Raw genomic sequence first — 22,383 nt, forward strand, 5'->3', positions numbered from 1 at the left:
GCAGGAGGGAGGAAGCGCGCGATCTAGACCGGCCGCAGCGTCACAGGCAAGCGCGGAATCGGGATTCCCGCGGAATTTCCGTGCCTAAGCGATGATGTCCGGCGTCAGCTGATCTTCGAGATAGGAGATGCGGTCGCGCAGATAGAGCTTGCGCTTCTTCAGGCGCTGGATCTGGATCTGGTTGACCGGGCCGAGTCGCTCGAGCGCGTCGATGGCGCTGTCGAGGTCGCGGTGCTCCTCGCGCAAGCGGGCCAGTTCCGCCTCCAGGACCTCGATCTCCTCCGCGCTCAATTCGAATCCCATGAAGCCGTCTCATCATCGCCGCGATCGGGCGTGACTATGCGCAGGCGCGGTCGGCGCGGCAAGGGTGCCGACCGGGCAGATGCGGGCCGGCTCGCTCGCATTCACGCGCCTCGGGAAAGGTCCCGGAAGGGATCACAGAAACTCATGGTGCAGTGCACGTCTGCCCCGCAGACGTGAAGCCGGCTCTGTGTCAGAGTTCACTTGCTAGAACGCTCATCAGGAGGATCCAGATGTCGCTGCAGACACATCTCGCCGAGCTCGAACGCAAGCATCGCCAGCTCGAGGAAGCCATCGCCCAGGCGGTGTCGAGCCCCTCGTCCGACGATCTCAATGTTGCCGAGCTGAAGCGGAAGAAGCTGCTGCTGAAGGATGAGATCGAGCGCGTGCGGCTGACCATGCCGTCACCGACATTGCACTGAGAGGACAGGCGGGCCGCGGCGGCTCGTGACGAATTCGCGCAAGGCGCGCTTCACCGGCCCCGAAAGGGGCCGGTTTTTTGTGGCCACGAGCGTTACGACTTGCCGCCGGCGTCGGTGGGAGGCCGGGCTTGGAGGAGATCGCGGGATCGTGCGAGAATGCGCCGAGCCTGGAAGGATACGCCGGTGGCCCGTGTCGATAGACACAATACGACCCGTTACTGGAACGCTCCCGGCGTCGACGGCCTCAGTTGCCTCCATGCCGATTTCACGACGCATGACTACGCGCCGCATCAGCACGACGCCTTCGTCGTCGCCGTGACGGAACATGGCGGTTCCGAGTTCAAGAGTCGCGGCCGCAGCGACGAAGCCCGCGAGAATGTGCTGCTCGTCTTCAATCCCGCCGAGCCGCATTCCGGGCGCATGGGCTGGAGCAAAAGCTGGCGCTATCGCTCGATCTATCTGACGCAACCTGCCATCGATCAGGTGATGGCCGATCTCGGGATCGTCCGGCCGGCTTACTTCATGCGCAATGTCCTTGCCGACACCGATCTGATCGCAGCCTTCGCCCGGCTGCACCGCAGCCTCGACGATGGAAACGACCTGCTCGAAGAACGCGAACTCCTCGTCGCCAGCTTCGGCCAGCTCTTCGTCCGGCATGGCGATGGCACTCGCTCGATCCCGACCGTGCCGCGCGACGAGGCGGCGGTTTCGCGCGTGGCGAGGCGGATGGCCTCGCAGCATGCGCAGAGCGGGCTGAGCCTGAACGAGATGGGGCTGTGGGTCGACATGACCCCATTCCAGCTCATCGGCCTGTTCAAGCGCACGATCGGGCTGACGCCGCACGCCTACCTGACCCAGCTTCGCCTGAAGGCGGCGATTCGGCAGCTCAAGGCAGGCGCACCCATCGCAGATGCGGCCCTGGCGAGCGGCTTCTACGACCAGAGCGCATTGAACAGGCACTTCAAGCGCTCCTTCGGGATCACGCCGCTGCAGTACCAACGGGCCGGCTCTGTCAGCCCGGGCCGCTGACCGTTCAATTTCCGCCAATACCGCGCTGATCGCGACCACCAGACTTCCCCTGAAAAGGAGTCTTCGCGTGACGCGCTATTTCTGCCTGGACGAGCCGGAGGTGTTCGCCCTCGAAACCGTAGTGACCGCTGCCGAGTCGGGGCGGGTGCTGCTCGATCGATCGCCGTTCTATCCCGGCGGCGGTGGCCAGTTGCCCGACAGGGGCACATTGCACTGGTCGGGTGGTGAGGTCGCGATCGCCGGTTTCGAGACACAAGCCGACGGCGTCTGGCACCTGCTCGCCGAGCCGGTGGCGCTTTCGGGTGCTGTCGCTGCGAAGGTCGATCGCCCGTTCCGGCAGCTCATGCGCGAGCTCCATACCGATCTGCATATCGTCAATGCGCTGGTCTATCAGGGTTTCGACGGCGCGCTCGTGACCGGCGTCCAGATGAACGAGGACGGCACGGCGCGGATCGATTTCGATCTGCCGGAAGCCGACAATGAGCGTCTGCGTGGCCTCGAAGGCGCGATCAACGACGTCATCAGGCAGGACCTGCCGGTCCGCGAAACCTATGTCAGCGAGGACGAGGCCTTCGACGAGCCCGGCCTGATCCGCTCGCGCTCGGTCACCCCTCCGCCGACGGCCGATGGCAAGATCAGGGTCGTCGATATCGTCGGGCTCGATCGCCAGGCCTGCGGCGGCACGCATCTGGCGACGACGGGGGCGTCGCGCCCGCTGCGCATCCTGAAGATCGACAACAAAGGCCGGCACAACCGACGCCTGCGCATCGGCCTCGACGGCGTGTGAGACCGGCCATGTCCGCGCTGTTGAAAGGACTCTGGGCGCGCCCGCTCCTGCTGCTCTGGCTGCCGCCGCTGTTCTGGGCGGGCAACCTCGTCCTCGGCCGCGCACTGGGCCCAAGCTTTCCGCCGGTCTCGCTCGCTGTCGGGCGCTGGCTCGTGGCGCTCGCCTGCCTCCTGCCCTTCGTTGGCCGGCAGGCCTGGCGGGAGCGGGCGTTGCTGCGGCAGCATCTTGCCCTGATCGTCGCCTGCGGCGCCTTCGGCATCGCCGGCTATAACGCGCTCGGCTACCTCGCCTTGCGGACGACGCCGGCCGCCAGCGTCGCCTTCCTGAACTCGACCCTGCCGCTGATGGTGCCGCTCGCCGCCTTCGCGCTTGGGGTCGAGCGCGTCTCCGGGCGCACGCTCGCCGGTATCGCAGTCTCCTTCGCCGGCGTGGTCTGGATCGTCGCGCGCGGTGACCTGCAACAACTAGGCGGATTGCGGGCCGATGGCGGCGAATTCCTGGTGCTCATCGCCGTCGCCAATTACGCGATCTATTCCGTCCTGCTGCGGCGCAAGCCCACAGCGTTGAGCCCGCTCATCTTCCTGGCGGCCACGATGGCGGCAGGCTTGCTGGTATTGGCGCCGTTCTGGACGTTCGAGCTGATGCAGGGCGCTCGCATCCCGACCGATGCGGGCTCGATCGCGGCGGTTCTCTATATCGGTGTCTTCGCCTCGCTCCTCGCCTTCATCCTCTGGGGGCATTGCGTCACAACGCTCGGACCTAGCGTCACCGGCGTATCGTTTCATCTGGTCGCGCTGTTCACGGCGCTGCTCGCGGTCGCGGTGCTGGGCGAGCCGGTGCGCGGCTTCCACCTCGCCGGCATGGCGCTGATCCTTGCCGGCTTTTTCCTCGCGACCGGCGGCGGGACGAGTGCCAGGTCGAGGCTGGTACCGCAGCCTGGCCAGTCCAGAGGCTGAGGTCGTGGATACGGTCGAGATCCTGCGCAGGCTTGTCGCCTTCGACACCACCTCGCACCGCTCCAATCTCGATCTGGTCAATTGGGCGGCCGACCATCTCGACAATGCGGGCGCGCGGGTCCGCCTGACCAGCGATGCCTCCGGCGAAAAGGCCAACATCCTGGCGACGATCGGCCCGGAGGGGCCTGGAGGCATCGTCCTCTCCGGCCATACCGATGTCGTGCCGGTCGACGATCAGGGCTGGGCGAGCGATCCGTTCCAGCTCGCGAGCCGGGATGGGCGCCTGCACGGCCGCGGCGCCGTCGACATGAAGGGTTTCGTCGCGGCTTGTCTTGCGGCCGTCCCGGGCTGGCAGGCCCGAAAGTTGCGGCGGCCGATCCATCTGGCTTTGTCCTATGACGAGGAGGTCGGCTGCCTCGGTGTTCCCCTGCTGATCGCCGACATGCTGGCACATTGCCCATCTCCGGCACTTGCCATCATCGGCGAGCCGACGCAGATGCGCATCGGGCTCAGCCATCGCGGCTTCTATGGCTATCGCAGTGTTTTCCATGGCCGTGCCGCCCATTCGAGCGACCCGCGCCTCGGCTCCAGCGCGATCGAGCCGGCGGCTGCCTTCGTCGCAGCGCTCGCCGGCTTCGGAAGGCAGGATGGCCGGGTGGCGACCACCGTCAACATCGGCAAGATCGCGGGCGGCAGCGCCATCAACATCGTACCGGAGCGCTGCGAGGTCGTCTGGGAGTTCCGCCCGCCGGGTGAGGCTGCCGTCGATGCCGTGCTCGCTGACGTCGAGCGCTTCGCGGCCGGGCTGCCTCCCGGCGTGAGCGTCGAGACGGTGCCGCTGGCGCGTGTGCTGCCGCTCGATTGCGCAACGGACAGTCCGGTGGTGGCCCTGACGCGCGAGTTTGGCGGGCTATGGCCGCCGATCACGATGCCATTCGGGACGGAGGCCGGTTTTTTCCAGCAGGCTGGAATTCCGGCCCTGGTCTGCGGCCCCGGCTCGATCGCACAGGCGCATCAACCAGACGAGTGGATCGCGAGCGCCGAGCTGGTGGCGGCGGATCGCTTCCTGGCACGTATTGGGAGTTGGACGGCCGAGAAGGGTGGTGTCTGAAAATTCCTTGTATTCCTTATTGATCCCTAATTTAGAATAAAATAGTTATTATTGGGATCAATAAGGATTTTTCTCGTGAACGTGTTTCATACCGTCGAGCAGGTTGCAGAGCGCCTCAAGCTGCACCCGAAGACCGTGCTTCGCTTCATTCGCGAGGGCCGGCTGCGCGCGACGCGGGTCGGCAAGTCCTATCGCATCGTCGCCTCCGATCTGGACGCTTTTGCCGGGGTGGATGGCGCTGCGCCCGCTGCGAAGCGGGCCGTTCGCGTCACCTCCGTTCTCGAGGTGAGCGATCTCGATCTCGAGGGGGCGCAGAAGATCGCGACCTTCCTGAGCGCGGCGATCATGAGCACGGAGGCGAGGCCGAATCCGATCCAGCTGACGACCGCGTTCGACAACGCCGCCAGGCTTCTGAAAGTCGTTGTGATCGGCACGCCCGCCGACACGAGCCAATTGCTTCAGCTCGTCCAGTTTCAGCTGGAGAACCTGCGGTGACAGTGGGAGCCTTCCGATCGGCCGAGGGCGCTGAAGCCGTACGGCGCCTCTACCGGAAGGTGCTGGACGACTGGCCGGTGCCGGCGTCCGAGTTGCGCCTGCCCACGCGCCAGGGCGAGACCTTCGTGCTGGCATTCGGCCGGGAGGACGGGCCGCCCATTGTCCTCCTTCACGGCGCACAGGCCAATGTCGCGGCCTGGCTCCTCGATGCGATGCCCTGGGCCGAGCGGTTCCGGCTCTACGCCATCGACATGATCGGGGAGGCGGGCTTCAGCGCGCCGGCCCGGCCGCCGCTCGCCTCGGAGGCGTACGCGCTTTGGCTCGACGATGTCATGTCCGGGCTCGGCCTGTCGCGGGCAGCGATTGTCGGCGTCTCGCTCGGCGGCTGGCTGGCATTGGATTATGCCAGCCGCCGGCCGGGTTTCGTCGAGCGCCTCGCCCTGATCTGCCCGGCCGGGATCGGCCGGCAGAAGAACTTCCTGCTGCGAGCCGCGCCCTTCCTGCTGCTCGGTTCATGGGGCAAGCGGCGGATGCGCGAGCTCGTCCTCGGACCGCAGGTGAGCGAGCCGCCGGAGGCGCTGAAGCCTGTCATCGCCCTGATGGAAGCGATCGGACGCTCGATCCGGCTTCGCCTCGGGACGATACCCCGCTTGAGCGACGCCGAGTTGGCGAGGCTGAAGATGCCCATTCTGGCGATCATGGGCGGGCAGGACGTGCTGATCGATTCAGACGATACCTGCCGACGGCTGCAGGAATTCGCGCCCCACGCCGAGATCAGCTTCCTGCCCGACGCCCGGCACTTCATTCCCGGTCAGTCGGAGCCGGTGCTGCGCTTCCTCGCCGACGAGCAGGCCCGCCATGGATAGCACGGTGCTGAAGGTCGCAGGACGCCGCATCCTGGTCTGTGCGTCGGCCGGCGCGGCGCTGGCCAAGCTAGGCGACGCCAATGACTTCCTGGCAGAGGCCTGGGCGCAGGAGGTCGACATGCTCGCCATTCCGGCGGCGCGCCTCGGCGAGGATTTCTTCGACCTGCGGACCGGGCTCGCCGGCGAGATCGGCCAGAAGTTCGCGAACTACCGGATGCCGCTCGCCATCATCGGTGACCTCACGCAATGGATTGCGAAGAGCCGCGCCTTTCGCGACTATGTTCGCGAGGCCAATGCGGGAAGCGGTCTCTGGTTCGTCGCCGATCAGGCCGCGCTGGTCGAGAAGGCGTCCGTGCGGCGCGGCTGATGCCGCTTCCGCCGCCATTGCAGGCCGCTGGCTGCTGCGAAGTCGAAGTAGAGAGGGGCTTGTTCTATTGGCGGGGAGCTCGCTCGCGTTGCCGAGTTTCCCCTGCGCTGCCTGGACCAGCACCTCCAGCGTCGGGCGCGTCGATGCTCTGCGCCTCGATCGGCACTCGGTCCTCGTTCCTTCCCACCCGCCCCGGTGCGGACGGTTTGCGTTTCAGAGAACGATGGCGAGAGAGAGCCTGTGGTCTTGCGGGCCTGAACTGACCGCGGGGGCCTCGACGCGGCAGGCGTCGTAGGTCGACGGCGTGGCGGCGATCCTGGTCAGGTCAAATCTGGAGCACAGCTTACCATGGCCCGGTGTCGCCACTGTGCCCGACATGCTTGAACCGCCTCGCCCGACCCGCCCGTGCAGGTCGACGGTGATGTAGCCGGCCGGCTGCTTGATCCAGCTGTTCCCGATGATATCGACGGCCCCGCGGCTTCCGATGCGGCCCGAGACGGTGAAGCAACCTTCAGGCACCGTGATGTTCTCGCGCACAGGGTAGAATTGGAAGACGCCGGAAAACGTATCGCCGTCCTGCCGATCGATCGTCAGCGTCAGCCCGGTCTTGCCCTGTGCGCAGACATAGGTGCCTCGCCAGTTGCCAGTAAGGGCGGTGGATGCGTCCTGCGCCCGAACCGGCGGCGCCAGCATCGCCATGAGTGCAAGCGCCAGAGCCGTGATCGAGCGCGCCATCACAGCGCCCGCGCCATCTCGCGCAGCTTGAACTTCTGGATTTTTCCCGTCGAGGTCTTGGGCACTTCGACGAAGACCACCGTGCGCGGGCATTTGAACGAGGCGAGCAGCGTCCTGCACCAGGCGATGATCTCGTCCTGCGTGGCGCTCTGCCCCGGCTTCAATTCGACGAAGGCGCAGGGCGTCTCGCCCCATTTCTCGTCGGGGCGGGCGACGACGGCGGCGGCCTGCACGGCCGGGTGCTTGTAGAGCGCGTCCTCGACCTCGATCGAGGAGATGTTCTCGCCGCCGGAGATGATGATGTCCTTCGAGCGGTCCTTGAGCTGGATGTAGCCGTCGGGATGCATCACGCCGAGATCGCCGGAGTGGAACCAGCCGCCCGCGAAGGCGGCGGCGGTCGATTTCGGGTTCTTGAGATAGCCCTTCATCACGACATTGCCGCGGAACATCACCTCGCCGAGGGTTTGCCCGTCGCGCGGGACACGCTCCATCGTCTCGGGGTCGAGCACGTCGAGTCCTTCCAGCGCCGGATAGCGCACGCCCTGGCGGGCCTTCAGCGCCGCCTGCTCGCCGCCGGGCAGCGCGTCCCAGGCGCCGTTCCATTCGTTGACCACGGCGGGGCCGTAGACCTCGGTCAAACCGTAGAGATGCACGACGTTGAAGCCGGCCTGCGCCATGCCGGCGAGCACGGCCTCGGGCGGAGGGGCGGCGGCGGTGAAGAAGTTGACCTTCTGGGGGAAGCTGCGGCGCTCGGCATCGGGCGCGTTGAGCAGCGTCGACATCACGATCGGTGCGCCGCACATATGGCTGACGCCATGGTCGGCGAGGGCGTCGTACATCGCCTTGGCCCTGACCTGGCGCAGGCAGACATGGGTGCCGGCGAGCAGCGAGATCGTCCAGGGGAAGCACCAGCCATTGCAGTGGAACATCGGCAGGGTCCAGAGATAGACCGGGTGCCGTCCCATGCCGCCGGTGAGGACGTTCGAGGTCGCAAGCAGGTTGGCGCCGCGATGATGGTAGACCACGCCCTTGGGATCGCCTGTGGTGCCGGAGGTGTAGTTCAGCGCGATCGCGTCCCACTCGTCCGATGGCATGATCCAGTCGAATTCGGGATCGCCCTGCTTGAGGAAGTCCTCATATTCGATGCTGCCGAGGCGCTCGCCCGGCCCGTCATAGAACGGGTCGTCATAGTCAATGACCAGCGGCTTCACCTTGCAGAGAGCCAGCGCCTCCTTGACCGTCTTGGAGAACTCGCGGTCGGCGATCAGCACCTTGGCCTCGCCATGGTCGAGCGAGAAGGCGATGATCGCGGCGTCGAGGCGGGTGTTGAGCGTGTTCAGCACGGCGCCGCACATCGGCACGCCGTAATGGCATTCGAGCATGGCCGGCGTGTTCGGCAGCATTGCCGCGACCGTGTCGTTCTTGCCGATACCGTGCTTGCTCAGCGCGGAGGCGAGCCGGCGGGTGCGGGCATAGAGCTCGGCGTAGTCACGCTTCAGCGGGCCGTGGATGACGGCGACATGGTTCGGGAAGACGCTCGCGGCGCGCTCGAGGAAGGGCAACGGCGAGAGCGGCTGGAAGTTCGCCGGATTGCGATCGAGATCGGTGTCGTAGGGAGAGAGCGGCATGGCGTTCGGCGTTCCCGGCTGTCGTTATCGACAAGCCTAGAAGCGCGCCCCGCCCGCGGCAATCAGCCGATGAGCGGACGCAGGCCGTCGAAGACCAGTTTCATGCCGACCGCGATCAGCAGCCAGTAGATGATGGTGTAGAAGCGCTCGGCCGGAACGCGCCGGACCAGCCAGACCCCGGCGATGGTCGAGAGGATCGCGACCGGGGCGAGCGCCGCCGAGGCCATCAGGTTCTGCGGGCTGAACTGGCCGAGGATGAAATAGGGCAGCACCTTGATCCAGTTCATCAGCGCGAAGAACAGCGCTCCGGTGCCGACGAAGACCGCCGGCGGCAGGCGCTGCGGCATGGTGTAGATCTGGAAGGGCGGGCCGCCGGCATGGGCGATCATGCTGGTGAAGCCGCAGATCGCGCCCCAGAGCGTGCCGGCCGCGTAGTTCGCCTTGGTGACGGGCTGAGCCGTCTTCTTGCCGGCGAGGAGGCGGCGGAGCGCGAAGCCGATCGAGATCACCCCGACGGCCAGGCCGACGACGGCGTCCGAGACCTTTGCCGCCAGGAGATAGCCGGCGAGCACTCCGAGCAGCATGCCGGGGATCAGGGTCGCGAGGTTCCGGCGGTCGAAGTCGCGGCGATAGGACCAGACCGAGACCACGTCCTGGATGATCAGGATCGGCAGCATGATCGCCGCCGCTTGCACCGGCGAGACGATCAGCGCCATCAGCGGCAGCGAGAGCAGGCTCAAGCCAGCGAAGCCGCCCTTGGACAGCCCCATCAGGATGACAGCCGGAACCATGACGGCGAAGAAGGTGAGGTCGAAGGTCATCGTTCCGCGCGGCTGCCGGCTGGACCGGCTGTGCAGCACAGCCCATGCGGTTGCGCTGAAAGTCTGACAGAGGAGCGCTTGCACGCAAGCGGCGGACATGGGCACGATCCCGCGCCAAATCCGGCCCGCAGACGGCCAGCCCGGAGTTCAGCTCTAGGCTCAATACCCGGCGAAGAGGAACGCTTTTCATGACTGCCAGCCATGCAAGCCGCTATGCGCAAACCTATGCCGCCTGGCAGCGCGACCCTGAAACCTACTGGGCCGAGATCGCCAAGGGGATCGAGTGGATCAAGCCGCCGCAGCAGATCTTCGATGCGAGCGCCGGCATCTATGGCCGCTGGTTCCCGGATGCGAGCTGCAACACCTGCTTCAATGCGCTGGATAGACATGTCCGCGACGGGCGCGCCGAGCAGACGGCGCTGATCTATGACAGTCCGGTCACCGGCACCAAGGCGAGTTATAGCTACGCCGAGATGCTCGACGAGGTGTCGACGCTCGCGGCCGTGCTGCAAGACCAGGGCGTCGGCAAGGGCGATCGCGTCATCATCTACATGCCGATGATCCCGGAAGCGGCCTTCGCCATGCTGGCCTGCGCCCGGATCGGCGCGATCCATTCGGTGGTGTTCGGCGGCTTTGCCGCCAAGGAGCTGGCGACCCGCATCGACGATGCCACGCCCAAGCTGATCATGACTGCGACCTGCGGCATCGAGCCGACCCGCGTGGTCGAATACAAGCCGCTGCTCGACGCCGCGATCGATCTCGCAAGCCACAAGCCCGATGCCTGCATCGTGCTGCAGCGGCCGCAGGTCGATGCCTCCATGCATGTCAGCCGCGACAGGAACTGGCGCACGCTCGTCGCCGCCGCGCGCGCCAATGGCCGCAAGGCGGGTTGCGTCGAGGTCGCGGCGACCGACCCGCTGTATGTGCTCTACACCTCCGGCACCACGGGGCGGCCCAAGGGCGTGGTGCGCGACAATGGCGGGCACATGGTCATGCTGGTCGCGACCATGACGCAGCTCTACGACGTCAGGCCCGGCGAGGTGATGTTCACCGCCTCCGATGTCGGCTGGGTCGTCGGCCACAGCTATATCGTCTATGGCCCGCTGATCCAGGGTGCGACCTCGATCCTCTACGAGGGCAAGCCGGTCGGCACGCCCGATCCCGGCGCCTTCTGGCGGGTGATCTCGGAGTACAAGGCGGTGGCGATGTTCACCGCGCCGACCGCCTTCCGGGCGATCCGCAAGGAGGACCCGCAGGCGACGTTCCTCAAGAACTACGACCTCTCGCAGTTCCGCACGCTCTTCCTCGCCGGCGAACGGGCCGATCCCGATACGCTGAAATGGGCCGAGGATGTGCTGAAGGTGCCGGTGGTCGACCATTGGTGGCAGACCGAGACCGGCGCCTGCATGGTCGGCAACCCAGTGGGACTGGGATTGCTGCCGATCAAGCACGGATCGCCGAGCGTGCCACTGCCCGGCTACGACATCCAATGCCTCGACGAGGGGGGCAGGCCGGTGCCTGCCGGAACGATGGGGGCGATCGTCGCCAAGCTGCCGCTGCCGCCCGGCGCACTGCCGACGCTGTGGCATGACGACGAGCGCTTCCGCAGCGCCTATCTCGAGACCTATCCCGGCTTCTACAACACTTCGGACGCCGGCTTCATCGACGCGGACGGCTATGTCTTCATCATGGGCCGTACCGACGACATCATCAACGTCGCCGGCCACCGGCTCTCGACCGGCGGCATGGAGGAGGTTCTGGCCTCGCATCCGGCCGTGGCGGAATGCGCCGTGGTCGGCATCAGGGACGCGCTCAAGGGCGAGCAGCCCTGCGGTTTCGTCGTGATGAAGGCTGGGGTGACGCAGTCGCCGGCCGAGGTCGAGAAGGAGCTGGTCGGGCTGGTGCGCGACAAGATCGGTCCCGTCGCCGCCTTCAAGCTGGCGATCACCGTGGCACGCCTGCCGAAGACCCGCTCGGGCAAGATCCTGCGCGCGACGATGAAGAAGATCGCCGATGGCGAGGAGTATGCCATGCCGGCGACGATCGAGGATCCGGCCGTGCTCGGCGAAATCGGAACCGCGCTGAAGGGCAGGGGGCTCGGCTGAAAGACCCGCCGCGTGGTCGACGAAAGTACAACTTTACGTTGTTTTAAACAGAGTTGTCCAAGATCGCAGGCGCTTATCCCGCCGGATTTAAACGATGGCGCTGCGCCCACGCGTCGGACCTCTGGCCTTGGCGATCGGTGCGTTGCTCGCGCCGGTCGGCGTCGTCCTCGCTCCGCGTGACGGAGCGCCCGTTCTTGTGCTTGCGGCGAGTTCCGCCGCAGCTGCCGAGGCGGTGAGCCGGGCGGATGGCGTCATCCTTGCGCCGGTCGGCCGCTTCGGCCTGCTGGCCCGCTCGGCGACCCCCAACTTCTCCACGCGCCTCTACCAGTCTGGCGCCGCGCTCGTCCTGGCCGGGCTGGGCGGCGGCTGCTCCGGGCAGGCGCGCGATCCCCTCACCCCAGCGAGACGGTCCCCATGAGCCAGAGCCTCGAGACGTTCCGCCGCGCCTTCGCCAAGCCACTGATGACAGGGCAATGGCTCTTGGTGCCGGTGACCTGCGCCGTCGGTTGGCTCGCCGGCCATCCGGCGCTTCTGGCGATCGGGCTGGTCTCGCTTCTGCTGGCTGCGGCCACGACCCTGGCCTGGCGCTCGGACGGGATTGGCCTGTCGACGCGCCTGATCTCGACCATTGCGATCAACGGGCAGGTCGCTCTGCTGGTCTTCGCCTGCGAGGGCACGCGCTACCAGATCGATATGCACATGGCCTTCTTCGCCGCGCTCGCGGTGATGACGGCCTGGTGCTGCTGGCGCTCGATCCTGGCCGCGACGGCGGTCGTAGCGGTGCACCATCTCGTGCTCAATTTCGCCTATCCGGCGGCGGTGTTCCCCGACGGCAGCGAGTTCGCCCGTGTCGTCGTTCACGCCGTCATCCTGCTGGCCGAGGCGGGCGCGTTGATCTGGATCGCGCATCGGCTCGCCACGGCACTGGACCAGGCAGACGAAGCGGCCTCGACGGCCCTACTCAATCAGGAGCGCGCCGAGACGCTGCGCCATGACAATGTTGCGAGCGAGACCGAGCGCGCCGCGGTCGAAGCGCATCTGCTCGAAGCCGTCGCCGGCGTCGTCGATGCGGCCAAGCGCGGCGATTTCTCGGCCAGGACCGTCCGCACTGACGATCTCGGCCGGTTCAGCGCGCTGGTGAGCGGCATCGACGAACTGACCGAGGCTTGCGAGTCCTTCCTCGACGAAGCCGATCGCGCGCTCTCGGGGCTGGCCAATGGCGATCTCGGCATCCGCATGTCGACGGGCTTCGAAGGGCGGCTCGCTGCCGTCGCCAGCAATTTCAACCGCTCGGCGGAGGCGCTCGCGGGAGCGCTCTCGGCGATGGCTGACAACGCCACGCAGACGCGCAGCGCCGCCGACGACATTCTCTCGGCGACGCTCGACCTGTCGCAACGCGGGCAGAGCCAGGCCAATGCGGTCCAGGATACCTCCAGCGTGATCGAGGAGATCGCGGCCACCGTGCGCCAGACCTCCGACATCGTCCAGGCCGCAGCGCGCAAGGCGCGCTCGACCGCCGACGATGCCGGCGCGGGTGTCGCGGTGGCGGGCCGCGCCGTCGAGGCGATCGACAAGATCGACCAGCAGGCGCGCCGGATCGTCGACATCGTCGAGGTCATGGACGGGCTCGCCTTCCAGACTAACCTGCTCGCGCTCAACGCCTCGGTCGAGGCGGCGCGGGCCGGCGAGGGCGGGCGCGGCTTCGCCGTGGTTGCGACCGAGGTCCGCCGACTCGCCCAGCAATCGGCCGATGCAGCGCGTGATGTCCGGGCGCTGATCAGCGAGACCAAGGTCCATGTCGACGAAGGCGTGAAACTGGTGCGCGAGGCCGGGGCCAGTCTCACCATGATCTCCAGCGAGGTTGAGGAGGTCGCGCAGGCCTTCGGCGAGATCAGCCAGGCGACGGCGGAGCAGTCGCAGGGCGTCGGCGCAATCGAACGGGCGCTGGTCGAGATCGACCGGGCCACGCAGGACAATGCCCAGGCGGCGGAACGCACCGCCGCGGCAGGGCGCGGCATGGCCGAGGCGGCTGAAGCGGTTGCGAGGCTGGCAGGTGGATTCCGGCTGGGCGGCGATCAGGCTTCCGCGGGATTGCGCCGGGCGGCTTGAACGGTTGCTCAGAACCCCAACGAGGCGCCGTTCCAGCGCAGCAGTCGCGCCGGCAGTTCCAGCCGCATCAGATCCTCGCCGACGATCAGCGGGCCGGCATAGCCGCCGGCCCGGATTTCGGCGAAAAGCGCTGCCGTATCGGCTCCCGGCGGGACGAGATGGGTCAGCGCCAGCGCCTTGACGCCGGCGCGGCTGGCGAGGCCGGCCACCACGGCCGGGGTGATGTGATAGCTCTGGACCGATGCCACCGTCTCGGCGGAGCGCACGCCGGCGGTGACCGGCATCTGGCTGTCGATGAAGACCTCGCAGACCAGGAGGTCGCAGCCCTGTGCGGCCTGTTCGAGCGAAGGTGTCAGACGGGTGTCGCCAGAGAAGACGACGCGGCTGCCATTGGCCGACAGTGATAGCCCGAATGCCGGTTCGACCGGCCTGTGATCGACCAGGAAGGCTTCGACGTTGAGATCGGCTAGGCCAGCAACAGGGCCCTGGCGCAACTCCTCGAACACGACTTCCAATCCGGTCGCATCCGGGCGTTTCTCGAAAGCGATGCGCAAGGCGCGCTCGCGGGCGAAGGCCTCGTATTGCCCACGCACATTGGCGAGTGCCGGCTCGGGCGCGATCACGCGCCAGGGCCGGTTGCGGCCCTGATGCCAGGACGAGACGATCAGCTGGTAGAAATCGACCAGATGGTCGGAATGCTCATGGGTGACGATGAGCGCGTCGATCTGCGCTCCGGCATGGCCGGCGGCGACGAGGCGCTGGCTGACGCCCGAACCGCAATCGACCAGAACCTTGACACCGCCCGCCTCGACAAGATGGGCCGGGCCAGCGCGGCGCAGGCTGACGGGTGGCGCGCCGCTGCCGAGAAAGGTGAAGGCGAGATCGGTCATCACGGTCACTCGCCTCCCACCCTTGTTGGCTTCGGCTCAGTAGCCGCCGTCCTCGTCCTCGTCGGCCGGGCGCTTGAGCTGCTTCAGCTTGGCGAAGACCGAATCGACGTCGATCTTCTCCTCGTCCTGCCGCTTCGGCCGGCTCATGTCGGCGAAGGGCTGCGAAGACGGCGCCGGCTCGGGCGCGGTGGTCTCCTCGGCCGGGAGCAGGGTCGAGCCGGTGTCCTGCAGGACCATGGCCGGACGCTCCTTGGCGGCGCGGGCCACCTCGAAGTCGAGGTCGATCTGCGAGGTCAGGCCGAGGCTGACCGGGTCGATCGGCTGCAGCTGCTGGGTGTTCCAGTGCGTGCGATCGCGGATCTGGGCGATCGTCGTCTTGGTCGTGCCGATCAGGCGGATGATCTGCGCGTCCTTGAGCTCGGGATGGTTGCGCAGCAGCCAGAGGATCGCGTTCGGTCGATCCTGGCGCTTCGAGACCGGGGTGTAGCGCGGGCCCTTGGTGCGCTTGATCTCCGGCACCTTGACCTTGCGCTCGGCCAGCTTGAGCTGGTGCGCCGGGTTCTTGGCGGCGCGCTCGAGCTCCTCGCGGGTGAGCTGGCCGGAGGTGATCGGGTCGAGGCCCTTGATGCCGGCAGCGACCTCGCCATCGGCGATGCCGCGCACTTCCAGCGGATGCAGTTTGCAGAACTCGGCGATCTGCTCGAAGGTCAGCGAGGTGTTCTCGACCAGCCAGACCGCAGTGGCTTTCGGCATCAGCGGCGTTTGTGACACGGGCCGTCTCCTGGAATGTCGCGGGCAATAGCTCTCAGGCGCCGACCGGCCGCCCCGGCCGGTCATCCAAATCATCGACGATGAGGAGGATGGCCGCCTTATAGGCAAAGCCGCGATGGCTGTCCATGGAAAGCAGAGATCGCCTCACACCGTCAGCACGATCTTGCCGATATGGGCGTTGCTCTCCATCAGCCGGTGCGCCTCGGCTGCCTGCGCCAGCGGGAAGCGGGCGTGGATCAACGGCTTGCAACGCCCTTCCGTCAGCAGAGGCCAGACCTTCTCTTCGAGCTCGCGCGCGATCGCGGCCTTCTCGGCGATCGTGCGCGGGCGCAGCGTCGAGCCGGTATGGGTCAGCCGCTTCATCATCAGGCGGCGGAAGTCGACCTCGGCCTTCGGCCCGTTGAGGAACGCGATCTGGACGATGCGGCCGCTCTCGGCGGCAGCATCGTAGTTGCGGTTGATATAGTCGCCGCCGACCATGTCGAGGATCAGGTTGACGCCGCGCCCGCCGGTTACAGCCTTGGCCGCAGCGACGAAGTCCTCGGTGCGGTAGTTGATGGCGTAATCGGCGCCGAGAGCACGGCAGGCGGCACATTTGTCCTCGGAGCCAGCGGTCGCCAGCACCGTCGCGCCAAAAGCCTTGGCGAGCTGGATCGCGGTGGTGCCGATGCCCGAGGTGCCGCCATGCACCATGAAGCTTTCGCCCTTCTTCAGGCCGCCGCGCTGGAAGACATTGGTCCAGACGGTGAAGAAGGTCTCGGGGATCGCGCCGGCTTCTTCCAGCGATAGCCCGGCCGGGATCGGCAGGGCGTTGTCCTCGTGGACCACGGCATATTCGGCATAGCCGCCACCGGCGACGAGCGCGCAGACCTGGTCGCCGACCTCGTAGCGCGAGACGCCTTCGCCGAGCGCGACGATCCGGCCTGCTATCTCCAGGCCGGGAATGTCTGAGGCGCCGGGCGGTGGAGCATAGCCGCCCATACGCTGCAACACGTCGGGCCGGTTGACGCCGGCGACCGCGACATGGACCAGGAGCTGGCCGGGGCCAGGCTGCGGCACCGGGCGCTGCTGGGGCTTCAGCACATCCGGGCCGCCGGGGGCATCGAAGCCGATGGCGGTCATGGTCTGGGGCAGGGCGGTCATGCGGTATCTCCTCGCCTGTGGTCTCGGCGCTTCCGTCCGATTAAGCTCCCGCGCTCCGAGGATGCAAGGCGAGGCTATGATGGCTGGATTTCTCGATGACGATCGTCCCGCGCCGAAGCGGGCTCACGAGATCGGGCAGGACCTGTCGCAGCTTTCCGTCGCCGAGCTCGGCGAGCGCATTGCGCTTCTCGAAGCGGAGATCGAACGGCTGAAGGAGATGCGCGAGAAGAAGTCGGCCTCGCGCTCGGCTGCTGACGCGTTCTTCAAGAAGGCCTGAGGCGAAAACGCGGCCGTCAACCAGATCGGCCGGCCCCGCGGTCATTTGCGAGCGGCTGAGTCCTTCCTGCCACGCGACAAGATGCGCCAGCAGATGAACGGATATTCATCTTCGCATCGCTGGCCGATGCATCTATCCTGAGGATGTAGACGAAAGGCGGCCGGATGCCGCCCGCCTGTGCCGATGCGTCGTCTTGGCCGGGACCGCTTCAGACAATGACAGCAGGTGGAAACGAGCGGAGAGACGGCTAGATGCCGTCGCCGGCCGCGCGCCTGCCTTTCGACAGGAGAGAAGACGATGCGCTTGCTCGCGCTCGCCATGGCCTTGCTCGCTGCCATGCCAGCTCTCGCCGTGGAGGACACAGCCCGGATCGGACTGCGCGAGGACGGCGGCAAGCCGCTCGCTGCCCTCCAACTGCGGTGGCCGCAGACCATCGTGATCATGCAGGCGCCGGTCACCGTGCTCGGCGGGCACAGCATCGAGATCCGGCGCGAGATCGCACCCAGCGTCAGCCTGGGAGGCACCTATCGCTATTCGCTGGGCGAGCGATTCCTGAGCGAGCGCTTCGGCCTGAAGCTGACGGTGACCCGGTAGCGAACGGCTTGCGTCAGGATCGTTCGAATTTGTCGCATTTTCGGGCGGCGTTAACGGCCGCTTAACGATTCCAAAGTATGAATCGCATTATCCAGTTTGTCTGGATGTCGAGTGGCTCCTGCCCACTCTGTTTGACGCCTCCCTGTTGACCTTCGAGCCGCCTTCGGGGCGGCTCTTTTTTTGGTCTGCAGCCCGATCCGGCCGGGCAAGGCGTGGCCCGGCCGGACCATCGCATCGTTAACCTTAACGACACGTTACCACGGCGCCGACATGGTCATGGCGTTATCCTTGCGACGTCCCGGCCAGTTCGGCGTCGAGTCTCTCGATCGCACGCCGCTGTACCGATTGGAGACATGGGATGACCGATTTGACGATGCTGAGGCCTGTGGCCGAGGACGGCGCGATCTCGTTTGCACGCGGCTTCGTCAAGTCGGACGCGTTCATGCAGCTGTTCCGCGAGGGGATGGGGCTGGTCGAGGCGACCGCCGCCTATCTCGATGGGGAGGGAAGGGCTGAATCGGCGGCGCTGCCGCGCGAGGTTTCTCTGACCTATGCGACCGAGAGCATGCGCCTGACGACGCGACTGATGCAGATCGCCTCCTGGCTCCTGGTGCAGCGCGCCGTCGCCGAGGGCGAGATGAGCGCCGAGCAGGCACGCAACGAGCACAGCAAGGTGCGCATCGCCGAGCCGATGCTGCAACCGAGCAGCGCCGAGGCGGAGCGCCTGCCGCAGCGCCTGCGCGACCTGATCGGCCATTCGATCCGCCTGCAGGAGCGCATCCGCAACCTCGACGAGCAGATGTCGGGCGCTGTCCGCCCCGCCGCAAACCCGGTGCGTGGCCAGCTCGAAAGCCTGCAGGCGCGCCTTGGCTTGCTGCGCTGACAAGCACGCGCCGCGGCCTATCGTCGCCACCAAAGCAAAAAGCCCGGCCGCGAGGCCGGGCTTTTCTGTTGCGGTCGCAGGCCCCGAAGGGCCGCGAAACCTGCGAATTACTTCTTGCCGAGGGCGCCCAGCGCGCCGAAACGCGAATTGAAGCGCGAGACGCGGCCGCCACGGTCCAGCATGTGCTGGGTGCCGCCGGTCCAGGCCGGGTGGGTCTTCGGGTCGATGTCGAGGTTGAGGGTGTCGCCCTCCTTGCCCAGCGTCGAACGCGTGAAGTATTCGGTGCCATCGGTCATGACGACCTTGATGGTGTGGTAGTCGGGATGAATGCCGGTCTTCATGGCGAAATCCTCAATTCGAAAAGCGGGTGGCCGGAACTCGGCGCACATCGCCGGCTCTTCGAACAATTCGTATGAGCCTGTCGTGAAGTCGGGTGCCCATAGCGCAGCCGCAGCGACGGTGCAAGCTTTTCAGGACAAATGAGCGTGGCGAACGAGAACAAGGAAGACCAGAAGGCGCGGCCGGATTTCAGCGCACTGCGCTCGTTCTGGCCGTATGCGATGGCCCAGAAGCAGCGGATCGCCTTCGCGCTCGTCGCCCTGATCGTCGCCTCGCTCGCGACGCTGGCCCTGCCGATGGCGGTCAGGCGCGTCATCGATGTCGGCTTCTCCGGCGGGGAGCAGCAGCTGGCGAACTCCTATTTCGCCATCCTGATCGCCGTCGTCGCCGTGCTGGCATTGGCGAGTTCGTTTCGATTCTATCTGGTGATGACGGTCGGCGAGCGCGTCGTCTCGCAATTGCGCTCCGATGTCTTCGCGCATCTGACCCGGCTCGAGCCGGCCTTCTTCGATGCCAGCCGCGCCGGCGACCTGGTCTCGCGCCTGACCGCCGACACCACGCAGATCAAGTCGACCTTCGCCTCGACCGCCTCGATCGCGCTGCGCAACGGCATCATGTTCCTCGGCGCGCTGGCGCTGATGATCTTCACCAGCCCGCAGCTCTCGGCGATCGTGATCGGCGCGATCCCGCTGGTGGTGCTGCCGCTGGTTTTCTCGGGCCGCAGCGTGCGCAAGCGCGCCCGCGCTGCGCAGGACCGGCTCGCCGACGCCTCCGCCTTCGCCTCGGAGGCGATCGGTGCGATCCGGACCATGCAGTCCTTCGGGGCCGAGCGCGCGACGACGCAGCGCTTCCAGGGCGCCTCGGACGATGCCTATGCCGCCTCGCGCGATGCGACGCGCTCGCGCGCCTGGCTTTCCGGCATCGCCATCTTCCTGGTCTCGGCCAGTGTCGTGCTGGTGCTCTGGGTCGGCGCGACCGAGGTCTTCGCCGGGCGGATGAGCGGCGGGCGGCTGTCGCAGTTCGTGCTCTACGCCGTGCTGGCGGCGAGCTCGCTCGGCCAGCTGTCCGAGGTCTATGGCGATATCTCCGCGGCTGCGGGCGCTGCCGGGCGGCTCGGCGAGATCCTCGCGACCAAGCCGGCGATTTCAGCGCCGCCGCATCCGAAGGCGCTGCCGACACCGCCGGTCGGGGCGCTCGCCTTCGAGGGCGTTTCCTTCCGCTATCCCGGCCGCAGCAATCTCGCACTCGCCGATCTCGATCTTGCGATCAAGCCGGGCGAGCGGGTCGCGCTTGTCGGCCCGTCCGGCGCCGGCAAGAGCACGGTGCTGCAATTGGCGCTGCGTTTCTACGATCCCTTCGCCGGCCGCGTCGTCGTCGATGGCGTCGCCGGGCCCGAGGCCGATCCGACCGATTGGCGCAGCCGCTTCGCGCTGGTGCCGCAAGAGCCGACCGTGTTCGGCGTCTCCGTGGCCGACAACATCGCCTATGGCCGCCCCGGCGCGAGCCGCGCTGAGATCGAGGAGGCGGCGCAGCTCACCGCTGCCGATGGCTTCATCCGGGCCCTGCCCGATGGCTACGACACCATTATCGGCGAGCGCGGCGTCACCTTGTCGGGCGGCCAGCGCCAGCGCCTCGCCATCGCCCGCGCCGTACTCAAGGATGCGCCGATCCTGCTGCTGGACGAAGCGACCTCGGCGCTCGATTCGGAAAGCGAGCGCGCCGTGCAGGATGCGCTCGACCGGTTGATGCAGGGGCGGACGACGCTGGTCGTCGCCCACCGCCTCGCCACCATCCTCTCCGCGGACCGCATCCTGGTGATGGAGGATGGGCGCGTGGTCGAGGAAGGCACCCACGCCGCCCTCGTCGCCAAGGGCGGGCTCTATGCGCGCCTCGCCGCGCTCCAGTTCGGGCTGGAGGCGGCTTAGCTTCTTTCTCCCGTCGGACCCACCTTCTCCCCCGAGGGGAGAAGGGAAGCTTCCAGCAGCGCCGCCGTATCCAACAACCCCCGTTTGCGCGCGACCTGCGCCGGCGTCAGCCCTTCCGCGTTCTGCACCGCCGGATCGGCACCCGCCGCCAGCAGGAATTCGACGAGGTCGCAGGCGCTGGTGTCGTCGTCGGGCAGGCAGAACAGCGGCGGCTCGCCCGAGCGGGCCGGTGCGTTGGCGAGTGCAGGAGCCTCGACGAAGAGCGTCTCCAGTCGCTCGATCTCGGCGGCCTGGCACAGGGCCTCGATGTCGCGGCTGCGCGAGGCCAGATAGATCTGCGCGGCGCCGGCGCCCTGATGGCGTGCCCAGCCGAGCGGGGTCGAGCCATAGCGGCGCTCGATCGGATCGATCTCCGCGCCCGCCTCGACTAAGAGCGCAACGATCTCGATCGCATCGCTTCCTGCCGCCTCATGCAAGGTGCGAATGCCGTCGTGGGTCTGCGCATCCGGCGAGACGCCAAGGTGTAGCGCCAGCGCTGCGATCTCCGGCTTGCCCTGCCTGATCGCGACGAACAGCGGCGCCGGACTGAGCAGGAAGTCGGGGTTGCCGGAGAGCCGTTGGCGCGCTTCGCCTTCGTCGCCACGAGCTACCGCTGCGGTGAAGGCTTCCTGCCCATCGAGCTTGATGGGACTCGCGCCATTGTCGATCAACAGGCGGACCAGATCGCTGCGGCCGTCGAGCATCGCCTGCTTGACCAGGCTCTGCTTCGAATAGGCGTTGAGTGCCTGTGCCTTTGCGCCATGGGCGAGCAGCCAGGCGGCGCGTCTGGGCTGGCGTGGCACGGCATTGCCGAGCAGATAGTCGAGCGGTGGCGCCGGCAATTCGCGCACTGGCTCGCGCCAGCGCCCGGTCTCGCCGCGCTTCTCCGTCTCGCTCCAGAGCAAATCGAGCCAGGTGACGTCGTCGGCGCCGAGCGAGGAGTTGTAGAGCGCCTGGCCGTTGAGCGGATCGGCGCCGCAAGCAATCAGGAGGCGGGCCAGCGCCTCGGCTTGAGGATGTGGCGGCTGGCCGTTCTCGCCGCCGCCGATGACGCCGGTCAGCGGGCTAAAATGGTTGCTGCCGTCGCTGAAGAGTGCGTTCGGATCGGCACCATGGTCGAGCAGGAACTGCGCGATCGCGATGGCGTTGTGCGCGAGAGCCTCGTTCGGCAGGCGAGTGAAGGCGAGGCGCACCAGCGGCGTCCAGCCATCGAATTCGCTTGGCTTCTCCGCGAGCGTGGCGTCCCTTGAGATGAAGCCGCGGATGGCGCCGAGATCATGCGCGGCGATGGCAGTGTGGATGCTGTCGCCAGCGATCTCGGGATGGCGTTCGAGCAGGCGCTGTGCCAGCGCTCCTCGTGCCGGCCGGTCGGCCTCGTAGTCGCCCCAGCTCTGCGTGCCGGGCCTGACGCCATAGCGCAGCGCCGACTTCTCCAGGAATAGCGCGACGAGTGCGGCGTGGCCGCGCGCGGCTGCTTCGCGCGCGGTAAGCTCCTGCTTCAAGGCTGCCCAGTTCGCCAGCCCGTAGTCGCGGGCGAGCGCGTGCTGGACCACGCGCAGCTTGGCCATGCCTGCATGGTTCGGGATCAGCTTGCGGAAACGGGCGAGTGCCTCGGTATCACCGGCCTCGATCTCCTTCAGCCAGCGCTTGGCCTGGCGACGGACGGTTTCGAGATTGGAACGAGGCGTGAGTTCGCGGGTGGGATCAGACATGGGTCTTCCTTCCGAGAAAAGCCTGATGTCCGCTCGACAGGCCGGAAGAAAGCGAAATGCGAGGTCTTCGCTCAATGTA

24 protein-coding genes are annotated in these 22,383 nt (G+C 67.1%); 15 read left to right on the plus strand and 9 right to left on the minus strand.

The window, feature by feature from the left end; all coding sequences use genetic code 11:
• Positions 1-84 precede the first annotated feature (84 nt).
• Positions 85-303, minus strand: coding sequence for a YdcH family protein (locus ACQKLX_RS08770; RefSeq protein ID WP_427361200.1), 219 nt, complete (start codon positions 301-303; stop codon positions 85-87).
• 230 nt (positions 304-533) lie between these two features.
• Between ACQKLX_RS08770 and ACQKLX_RS08775 the strand changes: the two genes are divergently transcribed.
• From ACQKLX_RS08775 to ACQKLX_RS08810, 8 genes are all read left to right on the plus strand, one after another.
• Entirely contained in the window at positions 534-722 is a 189-nt protein-coding gene (locus ACQKLX_RS08775) for a YdcH family protein (protein ID WP_427361201.1), read from the plus strand.
• 156 nt (positions 723-878) lie between these two features.
• Positions 879-1,751, plus strand: a complete 873-nt coding sequence (locus tag ACQKLX_RS08780; protein ID WP_427361202.1) for an AraC family ligand binding domain-containing protein — start codon at positions 879-881, stop codon at positions 1,749-1,751.
• Between the two features lie 67 nt (positions 1,752-1,818).
• Complete coding sequence (locus ACQKLX_RS08785; RefSeq protein ID WP_427361203.1) at positions 1,819-2,538, plus strand: alanyl-tRNA editing protein; 720 nt, start codon at positions 1,819-1,821, stop codon at positions 2,536-2,538.
• Between the two features lie 8 nt (positions 2,539-2,546).
• Entirely contained in the window at positions 2,547-3,494 is a 948-nt protein-coding gene (locus ACQKLX_RS08790) for a DMT family transporter (RefSeq protein WP_427361204.1), read from the plus strand.
• Between the two features lie 4 nt (positions 3,495-3,498).
• Entirely contained in the window at positions 3,499-4,605 is a 1,107-nt protein-coding gene (gene argE / locus ACQKLX_RS08795) for an acetylornithine deacetylase (protein WP_427361205.1), read from the plus strand.
• 51 nt (positions 4,606-4,656) lie between these two features.
• Positions 4,657-5,100 carry a helix-turn-helix domain-containing protein gene (locus ACQKLX_RS08800; RefSeq protein WP_427361206.1) on the plus strand — a complete coding sequence of 148 codons (444 nt, stop codon included), beginning with the start codon at positions 4,657-4,659 and terminating at the stop codon, positions 5,098-5,100.
• A complete protein-coding gene (locus ACQKLX_RS08805; RefSeq protein ID WP_427361207.1) occupies positions 5,097-5,966 on the plus strand; it encodes an alpha/beta fold hydrolase in 870 nt (289 codons plus the stop codon). The genes ACQKLX_RS08800 and ACQKLX_RS08805 overlap by 4 nt, the downstream gene beginning before the upstream one ends.
• Positions 5,959-6,333, plus strand: a complete 375-nt coding sequence (locus ACQKLX_RS08810; protein WP_427361208.1) for a DUF4180 domain-containing protein — start codon at positions 5,959-5,961, stop codon at positions 6,331-6,333. Before ACQKLX_RS08805 ends, ACQKLX_RS08810 begins: the two co-directional genes overlap by 8 nt.
• A gap of 213 nt (positions 6,334-6,546) precedes the next feature.
• Here the strand turns inward: ACQKLX_RS08810 and ACQKLX_RS08815 are convergent, their stop codons facing one another.
• The 3 genes from ACQKLX_RS08815 to ACQKLX_RS08825 form a co-directional block, all read right to left on the minus strand.
• The gene (locus tag ACQKLX_RS08815; RefSeq protein ID WP_427361209.1) at positions 6,547-7,068 is read right to left on the minus strand and encodes a hypothetical protein; all 522 of its coding nucleotides are present in this window, start codon (positions 7,066-7,068) and stop codon (positions 6,547-6,549) included.
• Positions 7,068-8,696 (minus strand): acyl-CoA synthetase, encoded by a 1,629-nt coding sequence (locus tag ACQKLX_RS08820; RefSeq protein ID WP_427361210.1) that lies wholly within the window; start codon positions 8,694-8,696, stop codon positions 7,068-7,070. The genes ACQKLX_RS08815 and ACQKLX_RS08820 overlap by 1 nt, the downstream gene beginning before the upstream one ends.
• A gap of 62 nt (positions 8,697-8,758) precedes the next feature.
• A complete protein-coding gene (locus tag ACQKLX_RS08825) occupies positions 8,759-9,517 on the minus strand; it encodes a sulfite exporter TauE/SafE family protein (RefSeq protein ID WP_427361211.1) in 759 nt (252 codons plus the stop codon).
• Between the two features lie 188 nt (positions 9,518-9,705).
• Here ACQKLX_RS08825 and ACQKLX_RS08830 point away from each other — a divergent pair, with 188 nt between their 5' ends.
• From ACQKLX_RS08830 to ACQKLX_RS08840, 3 genes are all read left to right on the plus strand, one after another.
• Complete coding sequence (locus ACQKLX_RS08830) at positions 9,706-11,622, plus strand: propionyl-CoA synthetase (RefSeq protein WP_427361212.1); 1,917 nt, start codon at positions 9,706-9,708, stop codon at positions 11,620-11,622.
• Between the two features lie 94 nt (positions 11,623-11,716).
• On the plus strand, positions 11,717-12,040 hold the full coding sequence (locus tag ACQKLX_RS08835; protein WP_427361213.1) for a hypothetical protein: 324 nt from the start codon (positions 11,717-11,719) through the stop codon (positions 12,038-12,040).
• Complete coding sequence (locus ACQKLX_RS08840; RefSeq protein ID WP_427361214.1) at positions 12,037-13,731, plus strand: methyl-accepting chemotaxis protein; 1,695 nt, start codon at positions 12,037-12,039, stop codon at positions 13,729-13,731. Before ACQKLX_RS08835 ends, ACQKLX_RS08840 begins: the two co-directional genes overlap by 4 nt.
• An 8-nt stretch (positions 13,732-13,739) precedes the next feature.
• Here the strand turns inward: ACQKLX_RS08840 and ACQKLX_RS08845 are convergent, their stop codons facing one another.
• The 3 genes from ACQKLX_RS08845 to ACQKLX_RS08855 all read right to left on the minus strand — a co-directional run bounded on the left by ACQKLX_RS08845 (position 13,740) and on the right by ACQKLX_RS08855 (position 16,535).
• Positions 13,740-14,621, minus strand: coding sequence for an MBL fold metallo-hydrolase (locus ACQKLX_RS08845; protein ID WP_427361215.1), 882 nt, complete (start codon positions 14,619-14,621; stop codon positions 13,740-13,742).
• Between the two features lie 36 nt (positions 14,622-14,657).
• On the minus strand, positions 14,658-15,392 hold the full coding sequence (locus ACQKLX_RS08850; RefSeq protein WP_427361216.1) for a DUF1013 domain-containing protein: 735 nt from the start codon (positions 15,390-15,392) through the stop codon (positions 14,658-14,660).
• Positions 15,393-15,536: 144 nt separating this feature from the next.
• The gene (locus ACQKLX_RS08855; protein WP_427361217.1) at positions 15,537-16,535 is read right to left on the minus strand and encodes an NAD(P)H-quinone oxidoreductase; all 999 of its coding nucleotides are present in this window, start codon (positions 16,533-16,535) and stop codon (positions 15,537-15,539) included.
• 79 nt (positions 16,536-16,614) lie between these two features.
• Here ACQKLX_RS08855 and ACQKLX_RS08860 point away from each other — a divergent pair, with 79 nt between their 5' ends.
• The 3 genes from ACQKLX_RS08860 to rcdA all read left to right on the plus strand — a co-directional run bounded on the left by ACQKLX_RS08860 (position 16,615) and on the right by rcdA (position 18,289).
• Positions 16,615-16,812, plus strand: a complete 198-nt coding sequence (locus tag ACQKLX_RS08860) for a DUF1192 domain-containing protein (protein WP_427361218.1) — start codon at positions 16,615-16,617, stop codon at positions 16,810-16,812.
• 297 nt (positions 16,813-17,109) lie between these two features.
• Positions 17,110-17,406 (plus strand): hypothetical protein, encoded by a 297-nt coding sequence (locus ACQKLX_RS08865; protein ID WP_427361219.1) that lies wholly within the window; start codon positions 17,110-17,112, stop codon positions 17,404-17,406.
• A 358-nt stretch (positions 17,407-17,764) separates the two neighbouring features.
• Positions 17,765-18,289, plus strand: a complete 525-nt coding sequence (gene rcdA, locus ACQKLX_RS08870) for a protease adaptor protein RcdA (protein WP_427361220.1) — start codon at positions 17,765-17,767, stop codon at positions 18,287-18,289.
• Between the two features lie 107 nt (positions 18,290-18,396).
• Here the strand turns inward: rcdA and rpmE are convergent, their stop codons facing one another.
• Positions 18,397-18,630, minus strand: coding sequence for a 50S ribosomal protein L31 (gene rpmE, locus ACQKLX_RS08875; protein ID WP_066471911.1), 234 nt, complete (start codon positions 18,628-18,630; stop codon positions 18,397-18,399).
• 138 nt (positions 18,631-18,768) lie between these two features.
• Here rpmE and ACQKLX_RS08880 point away from each other — a divergent pair, with 138 nt between their 5' ends.
• Entirely contained in the window at positions 18,769-20,553 is a 1,785-nt protein-coding gene (locus ACQKLX_RS08880; protein WP_427361221.1) for an ABC transporter transmembrane domain-containing protein, read from the plus strand.
• Here the strand turns inward: ACQKLX_RS08880 and ACQKLX_RS08885 are convergent.
• Positions 20,550-22,304, minus strand: coding sequence for an ankyrin repeat domain-containing protein (locus ACQKLX_RS08885; protein WP_427361222.1), 1,755 nt, complete (start codon positions 22,302-22,304; stop codon positions 20,550-20,552). The genes ACQKLX_RS08880 and ACQKLX_RS08885 overlap by 4 nt on opposite strands.
• Positions 22,305-22,383 lie beyond the last annotated feature (79 nt).

The sequence above is a fragment of the Allobosea sp. NPDC003192 genome, from assembly GCF_050275675.1.
In the GTDB taxonomy this organism is placed as follows: Bacteria; Pseudomonadota; Alphaproteobacteria; order Rhizobiales; family Beijerinckiaceae; genus Allobosea.